General features: G+C 59.8%; 20 protein-coding genes. 7 read left to right on the top strand and 13 right to left on the bottom strand.

The genetic code is table 11. The annotated features are described in order from the left end of the window. Window positions 1-3: 3 nt before the first annotated feature. The 6 genes from ACR3FB_RS05335 to ACR3FB_RS05310 all read right to left on the bottom strand — a co-directional run bounded on the left by ACR3FB_RS05335 (window position 4) and on the right by ACR3FB_RS05310 (window position 5,344). Window positions 4-606 (bottom strand): NADH-quinone oxidoreductase subunit C, encoded by a 603-nt coding sequence (locus tag ACR3FB_RS05335; RefSeq protein ID WP_170375126.1) that lies wholly within the window; start codon window positions 604-606, stop codon window positions 4-6. A 12-nt stretch (window positions 607-618) separates the two neighbouring features. Further along, window positions 619-1,152: a NuoB/complex I 20 kDa subunit family protein gene (locus ACR3FB_RS05330; RefSeq protein ID WP_037307875.1), complete on the bottom strand. Its 534-nt coding sequence runs from the start codon at window positions 1,150-1,152 to the stop codon at window positions 619-621. After that, window positions 1,143-1,508, bottom strand: coding sequence for an NADH-quinone oxidoreductase subunit A (locus ACR3FB_RS05325; protein WP_170375125.1), 366 nt, complete (start codon window positions 1,506-1,508; stop codon window positions 1,143-1,145). The genes ACR3FB_RS05330 and ACR3FB_RS05325 overlap by 10 nt, the downstream gene beginning before the upstream one ends. 186 nt (window positions 1,509-1,694) lie before the next feature. Further along, window positions 1,695-2,483 (bottom strand): crotonase/enoyl-CoA hydratase family protein, encoded by a 789-nt coding sequence (locus tag ACR3FB_RS05320; protein ID WP_480564781.1) that lies wholly within the window; start codon window positions 2,481-2,483, stop codon window positions 1,695-1,697. A gap of 1 nt (window position 2,484) precedes the next feature. Continuing rightward, the gene (locus tag ACR3FB_RS05315; protein ID WP_480564778.1) at window positions 2,485-3,336 is read right to left on the bottom strand and encodes a hydroxymethylglutaryl-CoA lyase; all 852 of its coding nucleotides are present in this window, start codon (window positions 3,334-3,336) and stop codon (window positions 2,485-2,487) included. A 79-nt stretch (window positions 3,337-3,415) separates the two neighbouring features. Next, window positions 3,416-5,344 carry an acetyl/propionyl/methylcrotonyl-CoA carboxylase subunit alpha gene (locus ACR3FB_RS05310; RefSeq protein WP_480564775.1) on the bottom strand — a complete coding sequence of 643 codons (1,929 nt, stop codon included), beginning with the start codon at window positions 5,342-5,344 and terminating at the stop codon, window positions 3,416-3,418. Between the two features lie 154 nt (window positions 5,345-5,498). Here ACR3FB_RS05310 and ACR3FB_RS05305 point away from each other — a divergent pair, with 154 nt between their 5' ends. Beyond that, the gene (locus ACR3FB_RS05305) at window positions 5,499-5,810 is read left to right on the top strand and encodes a hypothetical protein (RefSeq protein WP_425085011.1); all 312 of its coding nucleotides are present in this window, start codon (window positions 5,499-5,501) and stop codon (window positions 5,808-5,810) included. Here the strand turns inward: ACR3FB_RS05305 and ACR3FB_RS05300 are convergent. The 3 genes from ACR3FB_RS05300 to ACR3FB_RS05290 are packed head-to-tail and all read right to left on the bottom strand — an operon-like array spanning window position 5,800 to window position 9,400. Next, window positions 5,800-7,404: a carboxyl transferase domain-containing protein gene (locus ACR3FB_RS05300; protein ID WP_480564772.1), complete on the bottom strand. Its 1,605-nt coding sequence runs from the start codon at window positions 7,402-7,404 to the stop codon at window positions 5,800-5,802. The genes ACR3FB_RS05305 and ACR3FB_RS05300 overlap by 11 nt on opposite strands. Beyond that, complete coding sequence (locus ACR3FB_RS05295) at window positions 7,401-7,877, bottom strand: hypothetical protein (protein ID WP_480564769.1); 477 nt, start codon at window positions 7,875-7,877, stop codon at window positions 7,401-7,403. The genes ACR3FB_RS05300 and ACR3FB_RS05295 overlap by 4 nt, the downstream gene beginning before the upstream one ends. Then, window positions 7,874-9,400 (bottom strand): AMP-binding protein, encoded by a 1,527-nt coding sequence (locus tag ACR3FB_RS05290; RefSeq protein WP_480564766.1) that lies wholly within the window; start codon window positions 9,398-9,400, stop codon window positions 7,874-7,876. Before ACR3FB_RS05290 ends, ACR3FB_RS05295 begins: the two co-directional genes overlap by 4 nt. Window positions 9,401-9,537: 137 nt before the next feature. Between ACR3FB_RS05290 and ACR3FB_RS05285 the strand changes: the two genes are divergently transcribed. Next, a complete protein-coding gene (locus ACR3FB_RS05285; protein WP_425085007.1) occupies window positions 9,538-10,134 on the top strand; it encodes an OmpW/AlkL family protein in 597 nt (198 codons plus the stop codon). A gap of 48 nt (window positions 10,135-10,182) precedes the next feature. On the opposite strand, the gene ACR3FB_RS05280 is transcribed toward ACR3FB_RS05285, so the two are convergent. The 3 genes from ACR3FB_RS05280 to ACR3FB_RS05270 all read right to left on the bottom strand — a co-directional run bounded on the left by ACR3FB_RS05280 (window position 10,183) and on the right by ACR3FB_RS05270 (window position 13,420). Beyond that, entirely contained in the window at window positions 10,183-11,349 is a 1,167-nt protein-coding gene (locus ACR3FB_RS05280; RefSeq protein ID WP_170375107.1) for an isovaleryl-CoA dehydrogenase, read from the bottom strand. Between the two features lie 169 nt (window positions 11,350-11,518). Further along, window positions 11,519-12,709 carry a DegT/DnrJ/EryC1/StrS family aminotransferase gene (locus tag ACR3FB_RS05275; protein WP_480564763.1) on the bottom strand — a complete coding sequence of 397 codons (1,191 nt, stop codon included), beginning with the start codon at window positions 12,707-12,709 and terminating at the stop codon, window positions 11,519-11,521. Window positions 12,710-12,748: 39 nt separating this feature from the next. Beyond that, window positions 12,749-13,420: an HAD-IA family hydrolase gene (locus ACR3FB_RS05270; protein ID WP_170637100.1), complete on the bottom strand. Its 672-nt coding sequence runs from the start codon at window positions 13,418-13,420 to the stop codon at window positions 12,749-12,751. A 134-nt stretch (window positions 13,421-13,554) separates the two neighbouring features. Between ACR3FB_RS05270 and glmU the strand changes: the two genes are divergently transcribed. From glmU to ACR3FB_RS05250, 4 genes are read left to right on the top strand one after another with little or no spacing between them, the layout of a single operon-like run. Then, window positions 13,555-14,907 (top strand): bifunctional UDP-N-acetylglucosamine diphosphorylase/glucosamine-1-phosphate N-acetyltransferase GlmU, encoded by a 1,353-nt coding sequence (gene glmU, locus ACR3FB_RS05265; protein WP_480564760.1) that lies wholly within the window; start codon window positions 13,555-13,557, stop codon window positions 14,905-14,907. A 4-nt stretch (window positions 14,908-14,911) separates the two neighbouring features. Continuing rightward, the gene (gene glmS / locus ACR3FB_RS05260; RefSeq protein ID WP_480564757.1) at window positions 14,912-16,735 is read left to right on the top strand and encodes a glutamine--fructose-6-phosphate transaminase (isomerizing); all 1,824 of its coding nucleotides are present in this window, start codon (window positions 14,912-14,914) and stop codon (window positions 16,733-16,735) included. A gap of 3 nt (window positions 16,736-16,738) precedes the next feature. Then, window positions 16,739-17,281 carry a pyridoxamine 5'-phosphate oxidase family protein gene (locus ACR3FB_RS05255; protein ID WP_480564754.1) on the top strand — a complete coding sequence of 181 codons (543 nt, stop codon included), beginning with the start codon at window positions 16,739-16,741 and terminating at the stop codon, window positions 17,279-17,281. Between the two features lie 3 nt (window positions 17,282-17,284). Further along, window positions 17,285-17,962 (top strand): DNA alkylation repair protein, encoded by a 678-nt coding sequence (locus ACR3FB_RS05250; RefSeq protein ID WP_480564751.1) that lies wholly within the window; start codon window positions 17,285-17,287, stop codon window positions 17,960-17,962. Here ACR3FB_RS05250 and ACR3FB_RS05245 read toward each other — a convergent pair. Next, entirely contained in the window at window positions 17,959-18,393 is a 435-nt protein-coding gene (locus ACR3FB_RS05245) for a hypothetical protein (RefSeq protein WP_480564748.1), read from the bottom strand. The genes ACR3FB_RS05250 and ACR3FB_RS05245 overlap by 4 nt on opposite strands. Window positions 18,394-18,483: 90 nt before the next feature. On the opposite strand from ACR3FB_RS05245, the gene moaA reads away from it, so the two are divergent. Beyond that, window positions 18,484-19,491: a GTP 3',8-cyclase MoaA gene (gene moaA, locus ACR3FB_RS05240; protein ID WP_480565860.1), complete on the top strand. Its 1,008-nt coding sequence runs from the start codon at window positions 18,484-18,486 to the stop codon at window positions 19,489-19,491.

Here is a 19,491-nt window from a genome sequence, read left to right as displayed (position 1 = left end):
GGCTTACGACTCCTGTTTTTCATCCCCCGGAAGAATGTAGTTGGCACCTTCCCATGGGGACATAAAATCAAACTGACGGTATTCCTGCACGAGGCTGACGGGTTCATAAACCACCCGTTTCTGCGCCTCGTCATAGCGAACCTCGGTGTAGCCGGTGGTCGGGAAATCCTTGCGCAACGGATAGCCGCGGAACCCGTAATCGGTCAGGATGCGCCGCAGGTCCGGATGGCCCGAGAACAAGATGCCGAACATGTCGAAAACCTCACGCTCGAACCAGTTGGCCGAGGGATGCGTATCGACGATCGAGGGCACCATGTCTTCTTCGCGGATGGAGACGCGCAGACGAATGCGCTGGTTCTGGTACATCGAGAGGAAATGATAGACCACGTCGAACCGCTTGGCCCGTTCGGGGTAGTCCACGCCTGTAATATCGACCAGCGTCGAGAACTGGCAGGAGCGGTCGCTTTTGAGGAATTCGATGAACTCCACAAGGTTTGACGGCGCCACATCCACGTTCAACTCGCCATGGGTGACATCCCAGGACAACACACAGTCGGACCGTTTCAGCTCCAGATGCGTACCGAGTTCTTTGAGTGCTTCGCTCATCCGCCCTCTCCTTTAGCGCACGATCGTGCCGGTACGGCGGATTTTGCGTTGCAGCTGCATCAGACCGTATAGCAGCGCCTCAGCCGTCGGAGGACAACCGGGGACATAAATGTCTACCGGAACGATACGGTCACAGCCACGTACGACGGAATAGGAGTAGTGGTAGTAGCCACCGCCATTCGCGCAGGACCCCATCGAGATCACATAGCGCGGCTCGGGCATCTGGTCATAGACCTTGCGCAGCGCCGGAGCCATCTTATTGGTCAGTGTACCAGCCACAATCATCACATCGGACTGGCGCGGCGAGGCACGCGGCGCGATGCCAAACCGTTCCGCGTCATAGCGCGGCATCGAAGTGTGCATCATCTCAACTGCGCAGCAGGCCAGACCAAAGGTCATCCAATGCAAAGACCCGGTCCGCGCCCAATTGATAATGTCTTCGGTCGAGGTCAGCAGGAAGCCTTTGTCCTGCAGCTCGGCATTGAGGGCCTGGGTGGCGACTTCTTTGTCGACGCCAGCGGTATTTGCACCCGTCATCACTCCCATTCCAAGGCCCCCTTCTTCCATTCATAGGCAAAGCCGATGGTCAAAACGCCCAAGAAGACCATCATCGACCAGAACCCTACATCGCTGATGTCCTTAAAGCCCACGGCCCATGGGAACAGGAACGCAATCTCGAGGTCGAAAATGATGAAAAGGATCGAAACCAGATAGAAGCGCACATCGAACTTCATCCGAGCGTCATCAAACGCGTTGAAGCCGCATTCATAGGCGCTGACTTTTTCGGGATCGGGGTTGCGAACTGCCAGAACGACAGCTGCCAGAATCAGGACAATTCCCAGGCCGATGGCTACGGCCAGAAACACCAGAATAGGGAGATACTCCCGCAGCAGGTCTTCCACGTCTAGCTCCTTTCCTGCGCGTCCCCTTTCGGAGGGCGCCGTCAATTGGCGTGTTGACTCGACTTTCTCTAGCCCCACGCGGTCAGAGGGTCAACCGAACACAAGCGCGCACCACGTCATTCATCCCCTTGACAGACCTTCGGGAATCACCCCGATTTCGCCTCAGCGGACAATAGACGCCCCAAGTTAATCTTTGTTGTTCCACTTGGGGTTACGTTTTTCAAAGAATGCTTCGATGCCCTCGCGTGCTTCCGGCGTTTCCCATCGGGCGACCAACGCCTGGATGGTATGGTCAATCACACTGTCGTCAAGACGCGGGCCGAGGTTTTGAACCAAGGCCTTAGCCGACGCCACAGCCCCCGGCGCACAGGACAGGTAGGGGGTGATTTCATCCTCGACAGCGCGCATCAGTTGATCGGCTGGCACCGCTTTTGCCAACAGGCCAAGATCCACCGCCTCAGCCGCGTCAAACAAACGCGCCGACATGAAAACACGCCGCGCGCGGGCCTCACCCATCCGCGCGATTACGTAAGGCCCAATCGTCGCTGGGATCAGGCCCAGCCGGGTCTCGGTCAGGCCCATTTTAAGGGTGTCAACGCCAACCGCAACGTCGCAGACCGAGGTCAGCCCGACGCCGCCGCCAAACGCGTTGCCCTGCAAGGCACCAATCAGAGGTTTGGGCATCTCGTTCAGCGCCTTCAGCATTTCCGCCAGCTTGCGCGCCTCGGTAAATCGGGTCTCGGCATCCGCAGCCATCTGATCACGCATCCACCCCAGATCGCCCCCGGCACAGAAGCTCTTGCCAGACCCGGTCAACACAACAACGCGCACCGCCTCGTCGCGCCCGAGCTGCGCCGCGGCCTGAGTCAATTCGCTGATCATCAGCGCCGACATGGCATTGTGCTTTTCGGCGCGCGACAGAGTCAGTGTCGCAACACCCCGGTCATCTGTGACGACCGCAATCGTTTCAAACATGTCAGCCTCTCATTGCCTGCGCCATCTGCCCGGCTTCGTCCAAAACTGCTGCGTCCAGACCGGTCTCATATCCCAGCCGCTCCAGATGGGCGGCAACTGCTTCGGTCGCGACATTGCCAGCCGCGCCGGGTGCATAGGGGCATCCCCCCAAACCACCGACCGCAGCGTCAAACACCCGCACGCCCAGCGCCAGCGAGGCATCAATATTGTCCATCGCCCGCCCGTTGGTGTTGTGGAAATGGCCCGCAAGCCGGGTAACGGGCACCCTGTCGCGCACCGCCAGCAGCATATGCGCAATCTTGTCCGGAGTTCCCTGCCCGATCGTGTCGCCAAGCGAAATCTCATAACACCCATGCGCGAACAGAGCGTCCGCGACCTCAGCCACTTTTTCGGGTGGGGTCGGACCATCATATGGGCAATCGGTCACGCATGAGACATAACCCCGGACGGGCAGGTCAATATGGCGCGCGGCCTCAAGGATCGGCACGAACCGTTCAATGGATTCCGCGATGGTCGCGTTGATGTTGGCTTTCGAGAACCCCTCGGAGGCTGATGCAAACACTGCGATCTCATCCGCTTTGGCCGCTAACGCGTCTTCATAGCCGCGCATGTTCGGCGTCAACGCCGCATAACGCACGCCCTCGGCCCGTTTGATCCCAGCCAGAACCGCGCCGCTTCCCGCCATCTGCGGCACCCATTTGGGCGACACGAAACTGGCCACCTCAATCCGGTTGAACCCGGCGCGGCTCAGGCAATCGACCAGCGCCACTTTCTCGGCCACCGGAATCTCGCGCTTTTCGTTCTGAAGCCCATCCCTTGGCCCGACCTCGAATATCTCGACGCGTTCTTTCATCAGCGCATCCCTCCCCGGCTTCTTCTCGTTTTAAATACGGATGGCCCGACTGTGCCACGCAATGCACGGACCGAACAGATCAATCCTCAGCCAAACGGACCAGGGCCGCCCCAGCCTCAACCTGTGCACCTGCGTCGGCCAACACCTCGGCCACCACACCGTCGCGCGCCGCAAGCAGGGAATGCTCCATCTTCATGGCTTCCAGAATCGCCAGCCGGTCACCCTCTTTCACCGCCTGCCCTGCCAAGGCGAAGACGGCCTTGACCAAACCCGGCATGGGCGCCTCGATCACGTTGGTATCTCCTGCAGCGCTGGCATCGCGATCCAAGGGGTCGACGATTTCGAACACCTGACCATAGTCATCAAACACCGTGATCTGAGGCCCAGCGACGGCGACATGGGGCATGCGCTGTCCATCAATGACCCAACCCCCATTGTGCTGCGCGATCACCTGCGCGCCATTCACCGTCCAGAGCTGCCGGTGCGGGCTTTCGACCTGAACATCCAGATCAAGGACCTCACCGTCGCGCATCAGCTGCACGGCCCGGTGCAACGGCCCCCAAAGAGTGAAACCTGTCTCTGACGTTGTCTCCGTCAGGCCCAATGCTGTCATCGCCGCGGCCACCACGGAGGCATTGACCGCGTCCGCCGTCTGGACCAAATCCTCAAGGTCACGCCCGATCAGACCCGTATCCAAGTCGCCCGAGGCAAAACCCCCATGGCGAGTCAGAGCGCCAAGGAAGGCCAGATTGGTCACCGTCCCGGCAACTTCGGTCTGGCGCAGAGCACGATGCAAGCTCTCAAGTGCGACCGCGCGGGTCGGACCATGCACGACGACCTTGGCGATCATCGGATCATACCAGGGGCTGATCGTATCCCCCGCCCGCACGCCACTATCCGCGCGGCACTCAGACGGAAACTGCAGATGGGTCAGAGTGCCCGTCGCGGGCAAAAAGCCCTTGGGCACATCCTCGGCGTACAGCCGTGCCTCAAACGCGTGACCATTGATCGACAGGTCATTCTGCTGCCTCGGCAAGCTTTCACCCGCTGCAACGCGCAACTGCCATTCGACCAGATCAACGCCCGTAATCGCCTCGGTCACAGGATGTTCAACCTGCAGGCGCGTGTTCATCTCCATGAACCAGAAGCGATCCGGCCGCAGCCCTTCGGACGCGTCGACAATGAACTCAACTGTCCCGGCCCCTTTGTAGCCAATCGCCTCTGCCGCACGAACACCGGCCTGCCCCATCGCCTCGCGCATCTCAGCCGTCATACCGGGGGCCGGCGCCTCTTCAATCACCTTCTGATGTCGCCGTTGCAGCGAGCAGTCCCGTTCAAACAGATGCACCGCATGGGTGCCGTCGCCGAAAACTTGAACCTCGATATGCCGAGGTTTGGCGACAAATTTCTCGACCAGAACCGCGTCATTGCCAAAGGCGGTCTTTGCCTCACCGCGCGCGCTGTCCAGAGCGTCCGAGAACGCCTCGGGAGTCTCAACCAACCGCATACCTTTGCCGCCGCCGCCTGCAACCGCCTTGATCAGCACGGGATAGCCAATGGCTGCGGCTGCCTCGGCCAGATGAGCGGGGTCCTGATTTTCACCGTGATATCCGGGCACAACGGGAACGCCCGCGTCCTCCATCAAAGCCTTGGCCGCATCCTTGAGACCCATCTTACGGATCGCATCCGCCGACGGTCCGATAAAGGTTAGCCCTGCGGCGTCAACTGCACCCACAAAATCGGGGTTCTCGGACAGAAACCCATAGCCAGGATGGATCGCCTGCGCCCCGGTCTCGAGTGCCGCCTGGATGATCACATCTCCCTTTAGATAGCTTTCAGCCGGAGCGGCCCCGCCGATATTCACCGCCTCATCTGCCATCTGCACATGCTTCGCCGTGGCATCCGCATCCGAATAGACAGCAACACAGGACACACCCATTTTCTGAGCGGTTTCGATAACGCGACAGGCAATCTCGCCTCGGTTTGCGATTAGGATTTTACTGAGCATGACAAACCGCCTCTTCGAAGATAGAACCAGACGAGCATTCGGTGCTTAGGCTCCAAGAGGACGCAGTGCATTCGAAAGCTTCATCGCGGAAATAGAACAGAAAGTTTCTCGCAGGGTCAGACCTAGCCGACACTATAGTCCAAGGTGTCTCGTCTTGACCTTCCCTAAAATCGCCCTCCACCGCGTAAAACTCTCCCCAAGCTGGCGCCACTTTACTGAAGCGGCACTGCCCACCGAACCACCCGTGATCATTGATCGAAGTGAAACGAAGTCGTTGGCAATCAACAAACCGGATAAACAGATGCCCTCGCGCCAGATGCGACGGGTTCAACCACTCATTTGGGCAAAACCGCAACCAGAGATCGCCACCTGCTCTTGCAGCTACCGGCATCGGCGCATTCGGATCAGCGTTCCAATCCTCGTTCAATTTCGTGAAATGTGTGTCCATTGGGAAATCACATCCTGAACACGCCGAAACGTGTTTCCTCGATCGGGGCGTTCAAGGCGGCACTCAGAGACAGGGATAGTACATCGCGCGATTTGCGTGGGTCGATGATGCCGTCATCCCACAACCGAGCCGAGGCATAGAGCGGATGAGACTGCTCCTCGAACATATCCAAAGTCGGGCGTTTGAATTCGGCCTCCTCCTCGGCCGACCAGGTCCCGCCCTGCCGTTCGATCCCGTCGCGTTTGACAGTGGCCAGAACGCCTGCCGCCTGCTCTCCGCCCATCACCGAAATCCGTGAGTTCGGCCAGGTCCATAGGAACCGCGGCTGATATGCCCGACCGGCCATGCCATAGTTTCCGGCTCCGAAAGACCCTCCGACAAGCATCGTGATCTTCGGCACCGAGGTTGTCGCCACCGCCGTCACCATCTTGGCCCCATGCCGCGCGATGCCTTCGTTCTCGTATTTGCGACCGACCATAAAGCCGGTGATATTCTGCAGGAACACCAGCGGGATGCGACGTTGAGAACACAGCTCAACAAAATGCGCCCCCTTCTGTGCAGCTTCGGAAAACAACACACCATTATTGGCCATGATGCCCACCGGGCAGCCTTTGACATGGGCAAAGCCAGTCACCAGTGTCTCGCCAAAGCGTGGCTTGAATTCATCGAACCGAGAGCCATCGACCAGACGCGCGATCACTTCTCGGATGTCATAGGGCATGCGCAGATCAGCCGGAACAACGCCGAGGATCTCCTCGGGGTCATAAGCTGGGTCTTCCGGGGTGGCCCAATCTACCGTCTGCGGTTTACGCAGGTTCAACGAGCCGACAGCCCGACGTGCCAAAGCCAGCGCGTGGGCGTCATCCTCGGCCAGATAGTCCGCCACGCCGGACAGGCGGGTATGGACATCGCCGCCGCCCAGATCTTCGGAACTCACAACCTCGCCGGTCGCCGCTTTCACCAGAGGCGGCCCGGCCAGAAAGATCGTACCTTGTTCTTTCACAATGATGGTCACGTCCGACATTGCGGGCACATAGGCCCCACCCGCCGTACAAGAGCCCATCACCACAGCGATCTGAGCAACCCCCTTCGCGCTCATCCGCGCTTGGTTATAGAAGATACGGCCAAAGTGGTCGCGGTCAGGGAAAACCTCATCCTGATTGGGCAGGTTCGCGCCGCCGCTATCGACCAGATAAATGCAGGGTAGATGGTTTTCCTCGGCAATCTCCTGCGCGCGGAGATGTTTTTTGACGGTCATCGGATAGTATGTGCCGCCCTTCACGGTGGCGTCGTTGCACACCACCATGACCTCGCGCCCCTGTACTCGGCCAATGCCCGCGATCACCCCGGCACAAGGCGCGGCATCGCCATACATTCCATGCGCCGCCGTCGCGCCGATCTCTAGAAACGGAGACCCTGGATCGAGCAGGTTCGCCACCCTACGTCGAGGCAGCATCTTGCCCCGAGAGACGTGCCGCGCGCGAGATTTCTCTCCGCCTCCCATACGGGCTGCTTCGGCAGCTGAGGAAATCTGCGCCAGCGCGTCGAGATGGGCTACGCGATTTGCTTTGAAGCCCTCAGAGGCGGGCATGGCTTTGGACGTTAGTTTCATTTGGCTACCTCATCGGCTAGTCTTTGCAGGTGCCGCCACTCCACCCAACCTCCTGCATTCAAATACATCTTGCACCACGTATCCGAGGGAATTTCTTCTCTAGGAGATGCATCGCAAACATCGAACTCCTCTTGGACTAACCGGAGGTACTTACGTTCATAGTTTCGAGCTACCCAGCCGGACCCTCCAATGCTTTCCGGCAAATTGGATTCTATCTCTTTCCAGATTCCACCGACATGTTCAGAAAGCTCTACCAAACATTGAACTCGATCTTCTTCAACGCGTCCGATTGTGCAGTATTCGACTGCAGTGCTCACACAATTGGTGTCCATCGTCATACCGTTCTCGGGTTGACTTAAAAGTGCACACCCGTTGAACCATTTCAAAACACTAATCGGTTTGTCCGTACTTTCTGCATGCGCAGTGCAAACGCTAGACAAAACTAAGGAAAGTGCGCAGGCTAAGTTTTTCATAGTGGGACCTCCCCAGCAGCCCGCGCCTTCAATTCCTTGCGGATCACCTTCCCCGTCACCGTCATCGGCAACTCGTCCAGAAACGCCACCTCGCGCGGATAGGAATACTGCGCCAGACGGTCCTTGACCCAGTCCTGCAACTCCGGCCCTGAGGCCTCGACCCCCGGTTTCAACACCACATAGGCCTTCACGATCTCTGTCCGCAGCGGGTCGGGCTTGCCGACCACGCCGACCGTTGCCACCGCCGGGTGGGTCAGCAAGCAATCCTCAATCTCGGCCGGGCCGATGCGATATCCGGCTGAGGTGATCACGTCATCATCGCGGCCGACGAAGCGCAGGTAGTCGCCATCCCACACGCCGCGGTCCCCGGTGATCAGCCAGTCGCCCCGAAATTTCTCAGCCCTCGCCTCGGGCCGGTTCCAGTATTCCAGCAGCATCGAGGCCGAGCCGCTTCGGATGGCCACATCACCCTCGTCCGTCGTGGGTGTACCGTCCTCATCGATCACCGCGATCTCATGGCCTGGTACCGGTTTGCCGATACAGCCGGGCCGTACCGGGAAATCCTCGGCACAGGACGAGACGACCATGTTGCATTCGGTTTGGCCGTAGAACTCGTTGATCGTCAGTCCAAAAGCCTGTTGCCCCCACGCCAGCATCTCTGCCCCCAGAGGCTCGCCCCCTGACGCGACCGAACGCAGGCCGGGGATGCTCTGATCCGCCGCTTTCAGCATCCGCAGCGCTGTCGGAGGAAAGAACACATTGCGCACGCCGCCGCGCGCGATCACATCGGCGCAGGCCTCGGGAGTGAATTTGTCCAGCCGGGTGGCCACCACGGGGATGCCCAGCGCGAGGCCCGGCATCAGGACATCGAACAGCCCTCCGATCCAGGCCCAATCCGCCGGGGTCCAAAGGCGATCCCCCGCGCGCAGGTGATTATGGCTGATCGAAACGCCGGGCAGATGGCCGGTCAGCACGCGGTGCCCGTGCAGAGCACCCTTAGGGCTGCCGGTTGTGCCCGAAGTATAGATCAGCACGGCGGGGTCTTCGGGGCCGGTATTCGCAAAGGGCAACTCTGGGCCGCGTTGGACAAACTCGGCGGCGACTATCGGCTCGGCCAGATCACCCAGCAGCACCGCGCCCTCGGCATCTGTCAGAACGATCCCTGCCCCGGCATCCGCTACGCGGGAGCGCAGCGCGTCTTGTTTGAAAAGCTTGAACAGAGGCACCGAGATCGCACCGATCTTCCAGATCGCCAGATGCGCCGCCGCACACCACGGCGACTGGCTAAGCAAAACACCAACCCGGTCACCGGTCTGGACCTTGGGCAAGAGCGCCCGCGCAAGCCCATCGGCCATCTCGTGCAGTTGACCGTAAGTTACCGGCCGCTCATCGCCCTCTGTCAGATCGACCAAGGCGACCTGTTCGGGCGGATGGTTCAGGCACTGGTGCGCCATGTTCAGCCTATCGGGGACATCCCAGCCACCAGCCGAGCGCAAACCCGGTATGCGCAGATCGCCTGACATCAAAATTTTCCTTTATTTTCATGGCTTTCAGCTACGTCAAACTTGGCGGGTGCGCTCTCGCGAATTTGACTCAGATCAGAGAGCGCAGGCAGCGCCCGTGCAAAACAGCGCTCATCAACTGAACCAAAGGCAGAACAATGACCAATAAACTCGCCGCTTTGACACTCTCCACCGCGCTGGTCGCGCTGGCTGGCCCCGCACTCGCCCAATCGCAAGGTGACTGGACCGTTGGTTTCGGTGTCGGCTACCTGGACCCTAAATCTGACAACGGAACGCTGGCTGGCGCGGACGCAACCATTGACGCCGACACCCGCCCGATATTCACCGCCGAGTATTTCGTCCGTGACAATCTGGGTATCGAACTGCTGGCCGCGACGCCGTTCAAGCACAACATCTCGCTGAATGGCGTCGAGACATCCTCGGTCAAGCACCTTCCGCCCACCTTGTCGCTTAACTACCACTTCCCGACCAACAGCGCGTGGAAGCCCTATGTTGGTGCAGGTCTGAACTACACCATCTTCTTTGACGAAAGTCTGGACGGTCTTGAAATCGACAATTCGTTCGGTGTTTCGCTGCAGGCCGGTCTGGACTATATGGTCTCCGACGCTGGCGCTGTCCGTTTGAACGTGCGTTGGTTCGATATCGACTCGGACGTCAAACTGAACGGTGCCGATATCGGTACCGCGGATATCGATCCTTGGCTGGTCGGCGTATCCTACGTCCATCGCTTCTGATCCTTTGATCGAAACGCCCCGCAGTTCCCTCGGCTGCGGGGCGATTTCTTACCCCAGCATTTCGCCCATCAATTCGCGACCGATTAGCATGCGGCGGATTTCGCTGGTCCCGGCCCCGATCTCCATCAGCTTGGCATCCCGGAAGATCCGGCTGACCGGAGCGTCCGACAAGAACCCCGCCCCACCCATCGCCTGAACGGCCTGATGCGCCTGCGTCATCGCCGCCTCAGAGGCATAGAGACAGCACGCAGCCGCGTCTTGACGAGTCACATCCCCACGGTCACACGCCTTGGCGACCTCATACACGTAAGCACGGGCCGAGTTCATCGCAGTGTACATATCTGCGATCTTGCCCTGCATCAGTTGGAACATGCCGATGGGTTTGCCGAACTGCTTGCGTTCAGCCAGATAGGGCATGATTTCATCCAGACAGGCGGCCATGATGCCGGTTCCGATCCCGGCCAGCACGACACGTTCGTAGTCGAGCCCGGACATCAGAACGGCAACACCCTTGCCCTCTTCGCCCAGAACATTCTCAAACGGTACTTCTACGTCTTCAAAGATCAGTTCTGCGGTGTTGGACCCACGCATCCCAAGCTTGTCGAAATGGGGTGAGGTCGAGAATCCCGTCATCTCTTTCTCGATCAGAAACGCGGTGATCCCTTTCGATCCCGCATCCGGGTCGGTCTTGGCATAGACGACCAGAGTATCCGCATCCGGCCCATTGGTGATCCAATACTTGTTCCCGTTCAGGCGGTAATGATCATTGCGCTTCTCGGCGCGCAGCTTCATCGAAACCACATCCGATCCAGCCGAGGGTTCGGACATCGCAAGCGCGCCCACATGTTCGCCCGAGATCAGGCGCGGCAGGTATTTCTGCTTTTGCTCTTCCGTGCCGTTCAGCTTGATCTGGTTCACGCAGAGGTTGGAATGCGCACCATAGGATAGCGAGACCGAGGCCGAGGCCCGCGCGATCTCCTCAATCGCGATGGTATGGGCCAGATAAGACATGCCAGCGCCACCATATTCCTCGGGCACGGTCACGCCCAACAGGCCTAGCGCGCCCATCTCGGTCCAAAGCTCATTGGGGAACGCGTTCGACGCATCGACCTCGGCCGCCATCGGCTTGACCCGCTCCTGCGCCCAACGATGCACCATCTCGCGCAGCGCATTCACGTCCTCGCCCAGATCGAATTGCATACTCGCCATGAACATTGACGCTCTCCTCTCAGCATTAATGAACAAGTGTTCAATAACTGGATACCAGCGAATCTGCGGCGGGTCAATCATTCCGGGCACGCCGAATCCAACACGCAAAACGCCGCCCGAACCGGGGCGGCGTTTCCCAAAAATCAAGCGTGCGCTGCAGGCGCACTCAATTAGATTAAGATTGGTAGACGGCTCCGACTTCGGCCCGGATGATGCGGGCGATCAGCTGGCAGTCTTCAAGCGAAAAGGTCAGAGGTACCCGCATATCCATGATCCCTGCCAGAACCCGGTCCGAAGCAGGCATCCGCTCGCTCTCGGCATAGCGCCAACTGTCATAGCGTGAAGTAAACCCGGTGGGCTCAGCACCGCCGAACCATTTCAGCTCTACCCCGCGGCTGGCGCAGCGGCTGATCACCTCAGCAATCCGCTCCGGCAGCCAGTCGAGCAGTAGGAACTGGATTGACGACCCCACGTAAGTCTCTGCCTCGGGACGCTCGACCATCGTCAGGCCGGGCGTTCCCCGCAGACCGTCTTCAATGGCCTGATAGCGTTCGTTCCAGCGGCCAACCTGCCGATCCAGATCCCGTAGCTGAGGGCGCAAAATCGCCGCACGCAAGTTGTCCATTCGGCCCGACACGTTCGGCGTGGTGTATTTGATCCGCTCAAACACCTCTGGCCCCGGTGCAGCCAGATGCCGCTCGTAGAGCATGTAGGACCCCGACAGCATCGTGGCTTTAGCCGCAAGTTCCTCATCATCGGTAACCAGCAGACCACCCTCGCCCGAGTTCACATGTTTATAAGTCTGGCACGAATAACAGCCAATGGCCCCTTGCCGACCCGAAAGCTGCCCGCGCCACGCGGCCCCCATCGTATGAGCGCAATCCTCGATCACGACAACGCCTGCCGTATCGCAGAGCTGCATCAACCGGTCCATGTCGCACAGATGACCACGCATATGACTGAGCATCAGAACCCGCGCCTGATCCAGCTTGGCCTCCAGATCCTCCAGATCAATGGTCAGGTGTTCGGTCACGCCGACAAAAATCGGCTTGGCCCCGACTGAGGCAATCGCCCCCGGTACAGGAGCCAGAGTAAACGCGTTGGTTAGCACCGCCTCGCCGGGCTGCACACCCACAGCCCGCAAGGCGGTCGCCAAAGCGTAGCCACCCGACGAAACCGCAAGGCAATATTTCGCCCCCATCTGGGCCGCGAATTCCTGCTCCAGCAGCGCGGTCTCGCCCAATTCGCCAGGCACGACGTTGTAGCGATGAAGACGCCCGTGCCGCAGAACGGCCAGAGCGGCCTCGACCGCCTCGTCCGGGATGGGTTCTTGCTGGGTGAAGCTGCCAGTGAATGTCTCAGTCATGGCCTAGTTCTGGGGCTCCATCCGGTCTGGGTCAAGGGATCAAGCCGCCGCACCGATCAAGTCGGCCACAAGATCGGGCAGATCGTCGAAATGATGCAGCAAGGCTTCAGGTTCCAAAGCGGCCATATCGTCGCCTGAGGGGCCGAACGTGACCAGAACCGAAGGCACTCCGGCCGCTTTCGCAGTGTTGCGGTCGGTATCAGAATCCCCGATCAGAACGCACAGTTCCGGATGCCCACCTGCACGCCGCGCAGCCTCGCGCAGCGGCTCGGGGTCGGGTTTGCGCACCGCTAGAGTGTCCGCGCCGACCAAGGAGGCGAAGTGATCCAGCACACCCATCTGACTTAGCAATTGATGCGCCAGACGTTCAGGCTTGTTAGTGCAGATCCCAACTCCATAGCCTGCGGTTTTCAGGGCCTCGACCGCCTCCAAAGCGCCGGGGTAGAACTGCGTGTGGGTGTCGATGTCCTGCGCATAGGCTTCAAGCAAAACCGGATAATATGCGTCAACCGTGCCTTCATCATAGGCCCCGACGCGCTTCAATCCGTGCGTCAGCATCATACGCCCGCCACGTAAGGCGACGCCCGCATCTTGCCCGTGAACCAGAACATCCCCATGCCCCATCTCGCGAAAACAATGGTTTGCAGCGGCCAGCAAATCGCCCGATGTATCCGCCAAAGTGCCGTCCAGATCGAAGATGACCGTGCGCATTGCGCCTCCTTGATCGGCAGGTTTCCGCCATGTCCTGTTGCAATCGGCAATCTTGTTTGATGGCCGAACGGCTTGCGCCTTTGCCCTCAGCGGATAAAACGGACGGCAACAAAACACAAAGAGAAAACGATTTCATGACCACTGCCCTTGTCATCCTTGCCGCCGGGAAAGGCACCAGGATGAATTCGGATATCCCCAAAGTCCTGCACCCGATCGCTCAGGTTCCCATGCTGGTTCACGCCATGCACGCCGGTTCGGTGCTGTCGCCTGAGCGCACCGTGATCGTTACAGGCCACGGGGCCGAGGCCGTCGCCAAAGTCGCACAGGCCGAGGACGAGACCGCGCAGATCGCCGTGCAGGAAGAGCAACTGGGCACCGCCCATGCCGTCGCACAGGCCCGCGATGCGCTGGAGGGGTTCGAGGGCGATGTCGTGGTCCTATACGGCGACACGCCCTTCCTTCAACCCGATACACTCGAGCGGATGATCGAAGCACGCGCGCAGAATGATCTGGTGATTCTGGGCTTTGAAGCCGCCGATCCAGCCCGTTATGGCCGCCTGGTGATGAACGGCGATACGTTAGAGCGGATCGTCGAGTTCAAGGACGCCTTGGACGATGAACGCGCGATCACCTTCTGCAATTCGGGCCTGCTGGCCTGCAACGCGGTCACCCTGATGTCATTGATCGACGCGGTCGGCAACGACAACGCCTCGGGCGAATACTACCTAACGGATGTGGTCGAAATCGCCCGCTCCCGCGATCTGAGCGTGACAGCGGTCGCCTGCGATGAGGTGCAGACGCTGGGCGTGAACTCTCGCGCAGATCTGGCCGCGGCGGATGCGGTGTTTCAGACCCAAGCACGGGCAGAGTTGCTGGATTTGGGGGTCACGCTGATGGCCCCGGAAACCGTCTACCTTGCTGCCGATACGGTGATCGGGCGCGATACTGTGATCGAACCAAATGTGGTCTTCGGTCCCGGCGTGACTGTCGAAAGCGGCGCAACAATCCGGGCGTTTTCACATCTGGAGGGCTGCCATGTCAGCCGAGGAGCCATCATTGGCCCCTATGCCCGCTTGCGCCCCGGCGCGGAACTGGCGGAAAACGCGCGCATCGGCAATTTCGTCGAGATCAAGAATGCCGAGATCGCCGAGGGCGCAAAGGTCAATCACCTCAGCTATATCGGGGATGCCTCGGTCGGGGCGGGTTCGAATATCGGGGCAGGCACGATCACCTGCAACTATGACGGTGTAATGAAGCACAAGACCACGATTGGCGAGGGTGTCTTTATTGGCTCCAACACCATGCTGGTGGCCCCGGTGACCGTGGGCGATGGCGCAATGACGGCAACCGGTACAGTCGTGACGAAAAACGTGGAAGCCGAGGCGCTGGCCGTTGCGCGCGCCAAGCAGGAAAACAAGCCCGGCTATGCGCGCAAATTGTTTGATATGTTGAAGGCGAAGAAGGCTCGCCGCGATAAAGAGGCCTGAGTTTATGTGCGGAATTGTAGGTGTATTGGGACAGCATGAGGCTGCCCCCATTTTGGTCGAAGCCCTGAAACGGCTGGAATATCGCGGCTATGACAGCGCCGGGATTGCGACCGTCAACGATGGCGCTTTGGGGCGCCGACGTGCTGTCGGCAAGTTGGTGAACCTGAGCGACCTTCTGGTCCACGATCCCCTGCCCGGCAAATCTGGGATTGGGCACACCCGCTGGGCGACGCATGGCGCGCCCTCGGTCACCAACGCGCATCCACACAAAGCTGGGCCCGTCGCCGTCGTCCACAACGGCATCGTCGAAAACTACCGCGAGCTGCGCGCCGAACTGGCCGAACACGGTGTGGATTTCGTGACCGAGACCGACACCGAAACCGTGGCCCTGATGGCCGCGCATCACCTGAATACCGGTCTGTCCCCAGTCGAAGCGGCCTTCAAGACCATCGACCAGCTAGAGGGCGCATTTGCGCTGGCCTTCCTGTTCGACGGTCAGGACGACCTGATCGTGGCCGCGCGCAAGGGTTCTCCGCTGGCGATCGGCCATGGAGAAGGAGAGATGTATGTGGGGTCGGACGCGATTGCTCTGGCTCCGCTGACCAACAAGATCACCTATCTTGAGGAAGGCGACCGCGCTGTCCTGACCCGCACCTCGATGGAAATTCGCACCGAAGCCGGTGAACTGGCCAATCGCGAAATGCGTAAGATCAAGCTGGATACGGCCCGCGCCGACAAGGGCGAACACAAGCACTTCATGGCCAAGGAAATCGCCGAGCAACCGGTGGTCGTGGCCGAGGCGATCCGCTCGTACCTGCCCACCGGCGGTGACCGCGTGGTTCTACCCGAGACCGATCTGGATTTCACCAAGCTGGACCGCCTGACCATGGTCGCCTGCGGTACGGCCTTCTATGCCTGCCTGACAGCAAAATACTGGTTCGAGCAGCTGGCGAAAATGCCGGTCGAGGTCGATATCGCCAGCGAATTCCGCTATCGCGAACCTCCGATCACCGACCGCACGCTCGCCTTGTTCGTCAGCCAGTCGGGCGAAACCGCCGACACGCTGGCCGCGCTTCGTTATTGCGAAGGTAAAGCGGACAAGATCGTCTCAGTGGTCAATGTTCCCGAAAGCTCGATTGCGCGGGAAAGCGATATCGCTCTGCCCATCCACGCGGGGGTTGAGATCGGCGTCGCCTCGACCAAGGCATTCACCTGCCAGCTGAGCGTATTGCTGATGCTTGCGCTCAAGGCCGCCGCTGACCGGGGCACGCTGAGCGATGAGGAACTGGCCGATCACGCCGCCGCCCTGCGCGGCTTGCCCTCGGTCCTGAACGCCGCTTTGGATCAGAACCGCGCCATCCGCAAATCTGCCCAGCGCCTGTCCGAGGCGCGCGACGTGCTGTTCCTGGGCCGTGGCCTGATGTATCCGCTGGCGATGGAAGGCGCGCTGAAACTGAAGGAAATCAGCTATATCCATGCCGAAGGTTACGCGTCGGGCGAATTGAAACACGGCCCCATCGCGTTGATCGACAAGCATATGCCCGTGGTGGTCATGGCCCCGCGCGATGCCGTTTTCGACAAGACTGTCTCGAACATGCAAGAGGTGATGGCACGCAAGGGCAAGGTCATCCTAGTGTCGGACGATGACGGCATCGTTGAGGCAGGCGATGATGTCTGGAGCACAATCCGCATGCCCCACATCCACACGAACCTGACCCCGATCCTCTACTCGGTTCCCGCGCAGTTGTTGGCCTATCATACGGCTGTCGCCAAGGGGACAGATGTGGATCAGCCACGCAACCTCGCGAAATCTGTGACTGTGGAGTAAGGCATGGCCAAGCAATTCCCCCATCTGGACGAGGCTCATCAGAAATTCATCACCGACCAGCACATGTTTTTCGTGGGCAGCGCCGGGGTTGAGGGGCGGGTCAATATCTCACCCAAGGGCATGGATTCACTGCGTGTTCTGGGGCCAAACCGGATTGCTTGGATGAACCTGACCGGCAGCGGCAATGAAACCGCCGGGCATGTGCTTGAGGTCAACCGCATGACCCTGATGTGGTGTTCCTTCACCACGCGCCCGCTGATCCTGCGCACCTATGGCACCGCACGCACCCTGCATGCGGGGGATGACGGTTGGGACGAACTGGCAGGTCAATTCCCCAACCACCGCAGCGAGCGGCAGATCTATGACCTCAGTATTGATCTGGTGCAGACCTCCTGCGGCTATGCGGTTCCGTTCATGGAGTTCCAGTCGGATCGCGACACGATGCAAAAATGGGTCGACGGCAAATCAGACGACGATATCCGCGCCTATTGGGTCGCGAAGAACCAGCAGACGATTGACGGCAAGCCCACCGGCGTTCCGGTCTAGACCATGCTTGCCCCCTATCTGGATCAGATCAAGGCACATGCCGATGCCGAGCGCGCGGAACAGGTCGCGGTCTATCACAAGGCCGAGCGTCCCTATCTGGGCGTCGCGGTTCCTGTTCTCAACGATCTGACCAAAGCCTGGCGCAAGGAATTGTCCATTGCTGAGCGCGTCACCCTCGCGGATGCGCTCTGGCAGACCAACATTCACGAGGCGCGCGTTGCGGCCTCCAAACTGCTGACCCAGGCGCGCATTCGCCCAGATGAGGATGTGTGGGCCTTGTTGCAAAGCTGGGTGTCCGATTTCGACGCATGGGCCATCGCCGACCACGCTTGCACCGCCATCCAGAAACGCCTGAGCGCCGATCCCACACGGCTGGATCAGGTTAAAACATGGACGGGATCAGACCACATGTGGACCCGCCGCGCTGCTCTGGTCTCAACGCTTCCTTGGACCAAGCAAAACCACCCCAAACCAGAAGATCTGGCGCGCCGAGATCGAATCCTCGGGTGGGCCGCGGGCTATGTGCCCGATCGGAACTGGTTCATTCAGAAATCCATTGCGTGGTGGCTACGGGAACTCTCCAAACATGATCCCAACCGGGTCGTGGCTTTTCTGGAAACGCATGGAGACGCGATGAAACCCTTTGCCCGGCGCGAGGCCGGAAAATACCTGAAGGGTTAGTTGGCGTAGACCTCGACCTCGACCAACTGATCAAACGGCACCAGCAACGCCCGCATGGCATCTAGTGACAAACGGCTGCCACCTGTCTCGGGCCCCGAGGCCGGAACCAGAGTGATATAAGCCTGCGCGCCGGTTTTCGGCACAACAACCCGCGCGGTCACCTCGGAATCGACCAAGGGTGTCTGCATCCAGCGGCCCGGAGTCGACGGATCGCCCAACCCGGCAATGGTGGTCTTGGCGCCGGTCCAGTTCGCTGTCGCGGTTGCGGGCTGGATATAGGCAGAGCTTTCCGCCTCGGCAGGTGCGGTCTCTACAGCAGCAGGCGTTGGCTCTGCCGCCGCTTCATCGCGCCCCAACAAACGATCCGTTGTCGAACGCACGGTATCGCACCCGACCAGCAAAACGCAGGATATCACAAGCAGTTCTCTCATACCCCGAACCTACAACCCCTCATGCAGCTGCACCAGACCAAAGCACAGTTCGCTCTTGTCGTGGGCCTGTTCCAGCTTTACCTATACCGCATGACTGCTCCGCTGATTGATCCTTTCGCCCGTGCCATCACCTATCTGCGCGTCTCGGTAACCGACCGCTGCGACTTTCGCTGCGTCTATTGTATGTCCGAGAACATGACCTTTCTGCCCAAGAAAGAGCTGCTGACGCTGGAAGAGCTGGACCGCATGTGTTCCACCTTCGTGAATATGGGCGTTGAGAAACTGCGCATCACCGGTGGTGAGCCGCTCGTGCGTCGCAATATCATGTCGTTCTTCAACTCCATGACCCGTCATCTGGAAAGCGGCGCATTGAAAGAGCTGACGCTGACAACCAATGGCTCACAGCTTTCGCGTTTTGCCGATGACCTCTACGCGGCAGGGGTGCGGCGGGTGAATATCTCGCTGGACACGCTGGATGAGGACAAATTCGCAGCCGTTACGCGGTGGGGGCGTCTGAAACAGGTTCTGAACGGGATTGATTCGGCGCAAAAGGCGGGCCTGCGGGTCAAAATTAACGCGGTGGCGCTGAAGGGCTTCAACGAACCCGAATTGCCCGAGATCACCGAATGGTGCGCGGAACGCGACATGGACCTGACCTGGATTGAGGTCATGCCGATGGGCGACATCGGCAACGAAGACCGTCTGGATCAATACTGGTCGCTCAAGGATGTGCGCAAGGAATACGAAAACCACTATAGCGTGACCGATTTGGCCGAACGCTCCGGAGGGCCTGCGCGTTATGTCCGGCTTGAGGAAACTGGCCAGAAGATCGGCTTTATCACCCCGCTGTCCCATAATTTCTGCGAAAGCTGCAACCGCGTGCGCCTTACCTGCACCGGTGAGCTTTACATGTGCCTGGGTCAGGAGGACATGGCCGACCTGCGCGCGCCGTTGCGCGATCACCCGGACACGGAAAAACCCTTGGAAGAGGCGATCCGCGCCGCGATCAACCTCAAGCCCAAAGGCCATGATTTCGACTATTCCCGTCAGGCCGTCGATGGCCAGATGAGCCGCCACATGAGCCACACAGGCGGCTGA

This window comes from Ruegeria sp. AO1 (assembly GCF_056535985.1).
Note: the sequence above shows the minus strand (reverse complement) of the source record. Positions and strands in the feature narration are given on the sequence as shown.

Coding starts and splice junctions, on each gene's coding strand:
- ACR3FB_RS05335 (WP_170375126.1), bottom strand. CDS start 606: ATGAGCGAAGCACTCAAAGAACTCGGTACGCATCTGGAGCTGAAACGG.
- ACR3FB_RS05330 (WP_037307875.1), bottom strand. CDS start 1,152: ATGGGAGTGATGACGGGTGCAAATACCGCTGGCGTCGACAAAGAAGTC.
- ACR3FB_RS05320 (WP_480564781.1), bottom strand. CDS start 2,483: ATGTTTGAAACGATTGCGGTCGTCACAGATGACCGGGGTGTTGCGACA.
- ACR3FB_RS05315 (WP_480564778.1), bottom strand. CDS start 3,336: ATGAAAGAACGCGTCGAGATATTCGAGGTCGGGCCAAGGGATGGGCTT.
- ACR3FB_RS05310 (WP_480564775.1), bottom strand. CDS start 5,344: ATGCTCAGTAAAATCCTAATCGCAAACCGAGGCGAGATTGCCTGTCGC.
- ACR3FB_RS05300 (WP_480564772.1), bottom strand. CDS start 7,404: ATGAAACTAACGTCCAAAGCCATGCCCGCCTCTGAGGGCTTCAAAGCA.
- ACR3FB_RS05295 (WP_480564769.1), bottom strand. CDS start 7,877: ATGAAAAACTTAGCCTGCGCACTTTCCTTAGTTTTGTCTAGCGTTTGC.
- ACR3FB_RS05290 (WP_480564766.1), bottom strand. CDS start 9,400: ATGTCAGGCGATCTGCGCATACCGGGTTTGCGCTCGGCTGGTGGCTGG.
- ACR3FB_RS05285 (WP_425085007.1), top strand. CDS start 9,538: ATGACCAATAAACTCGCCGCTTTGACACTCTCCACCGCGCTGGTCGCG.
- ACR3FB_RS05280 (WP_170375107.1), bottom strand. CDS start 11,349: ATGTTCATGGCGAGTATGCAATTCGATCTGGGCGAGGACGTGAATGCG.
- ACR3FB_RS05275 (WP_480564763.1), bottom strand. CDS start 12,709: ATGACTGAGACATTCACTGGCAGCTTCACCCAGCAAGAACCCATCCCG.
- ACR3FB_RS05270 (WP_170637100.1), bottom strand. CDS start 13,420: ATGCGCACGGTCATCTTCGATCTGGACGGCACTTTGGCGGATACATCG.
- glmU (WP_480564760.1), top strand. CDS start 13,555: ATGACCACTGCCCTTGTCATCCTTGCCGCCGGGAAAGGCACCAGGATG.
- glmS (WP_480564757.1), top strand. CDS start 14,912: ATGTGCGGAATTGTAGGTGTATTGGGACAGCATGAGGCTGCCCCCATT.
- ACR3FB_RS05255 (WP_480564754.1), top strand. CDS start 16,739: ATGGCCAAGCAATTCCCCCATCTGGACGAGGCTCATCAGAAATTCATC.
- ACR3FB_RS05250 (WP_480564751.1), top strand. CDS start 17,285: ATGCTTGCCCCCTATCTGGATCAGATCAAGGCACATGCCGATGCCGAG.
- ACR3FB_RS05245 (WP_480564748.1), bottom strand. CDS start 18,393: ATGAGAGAACTGCTTGTGATATCCTGCGTTTTGCTGGTCGGGTGCGAT.
- moaA (WP_480565860.1), top strand. CDS start 18,484: ATGACTGCTCCGCTGATTGATCCTTTCGCCCGTGCCATCACCTATCTG.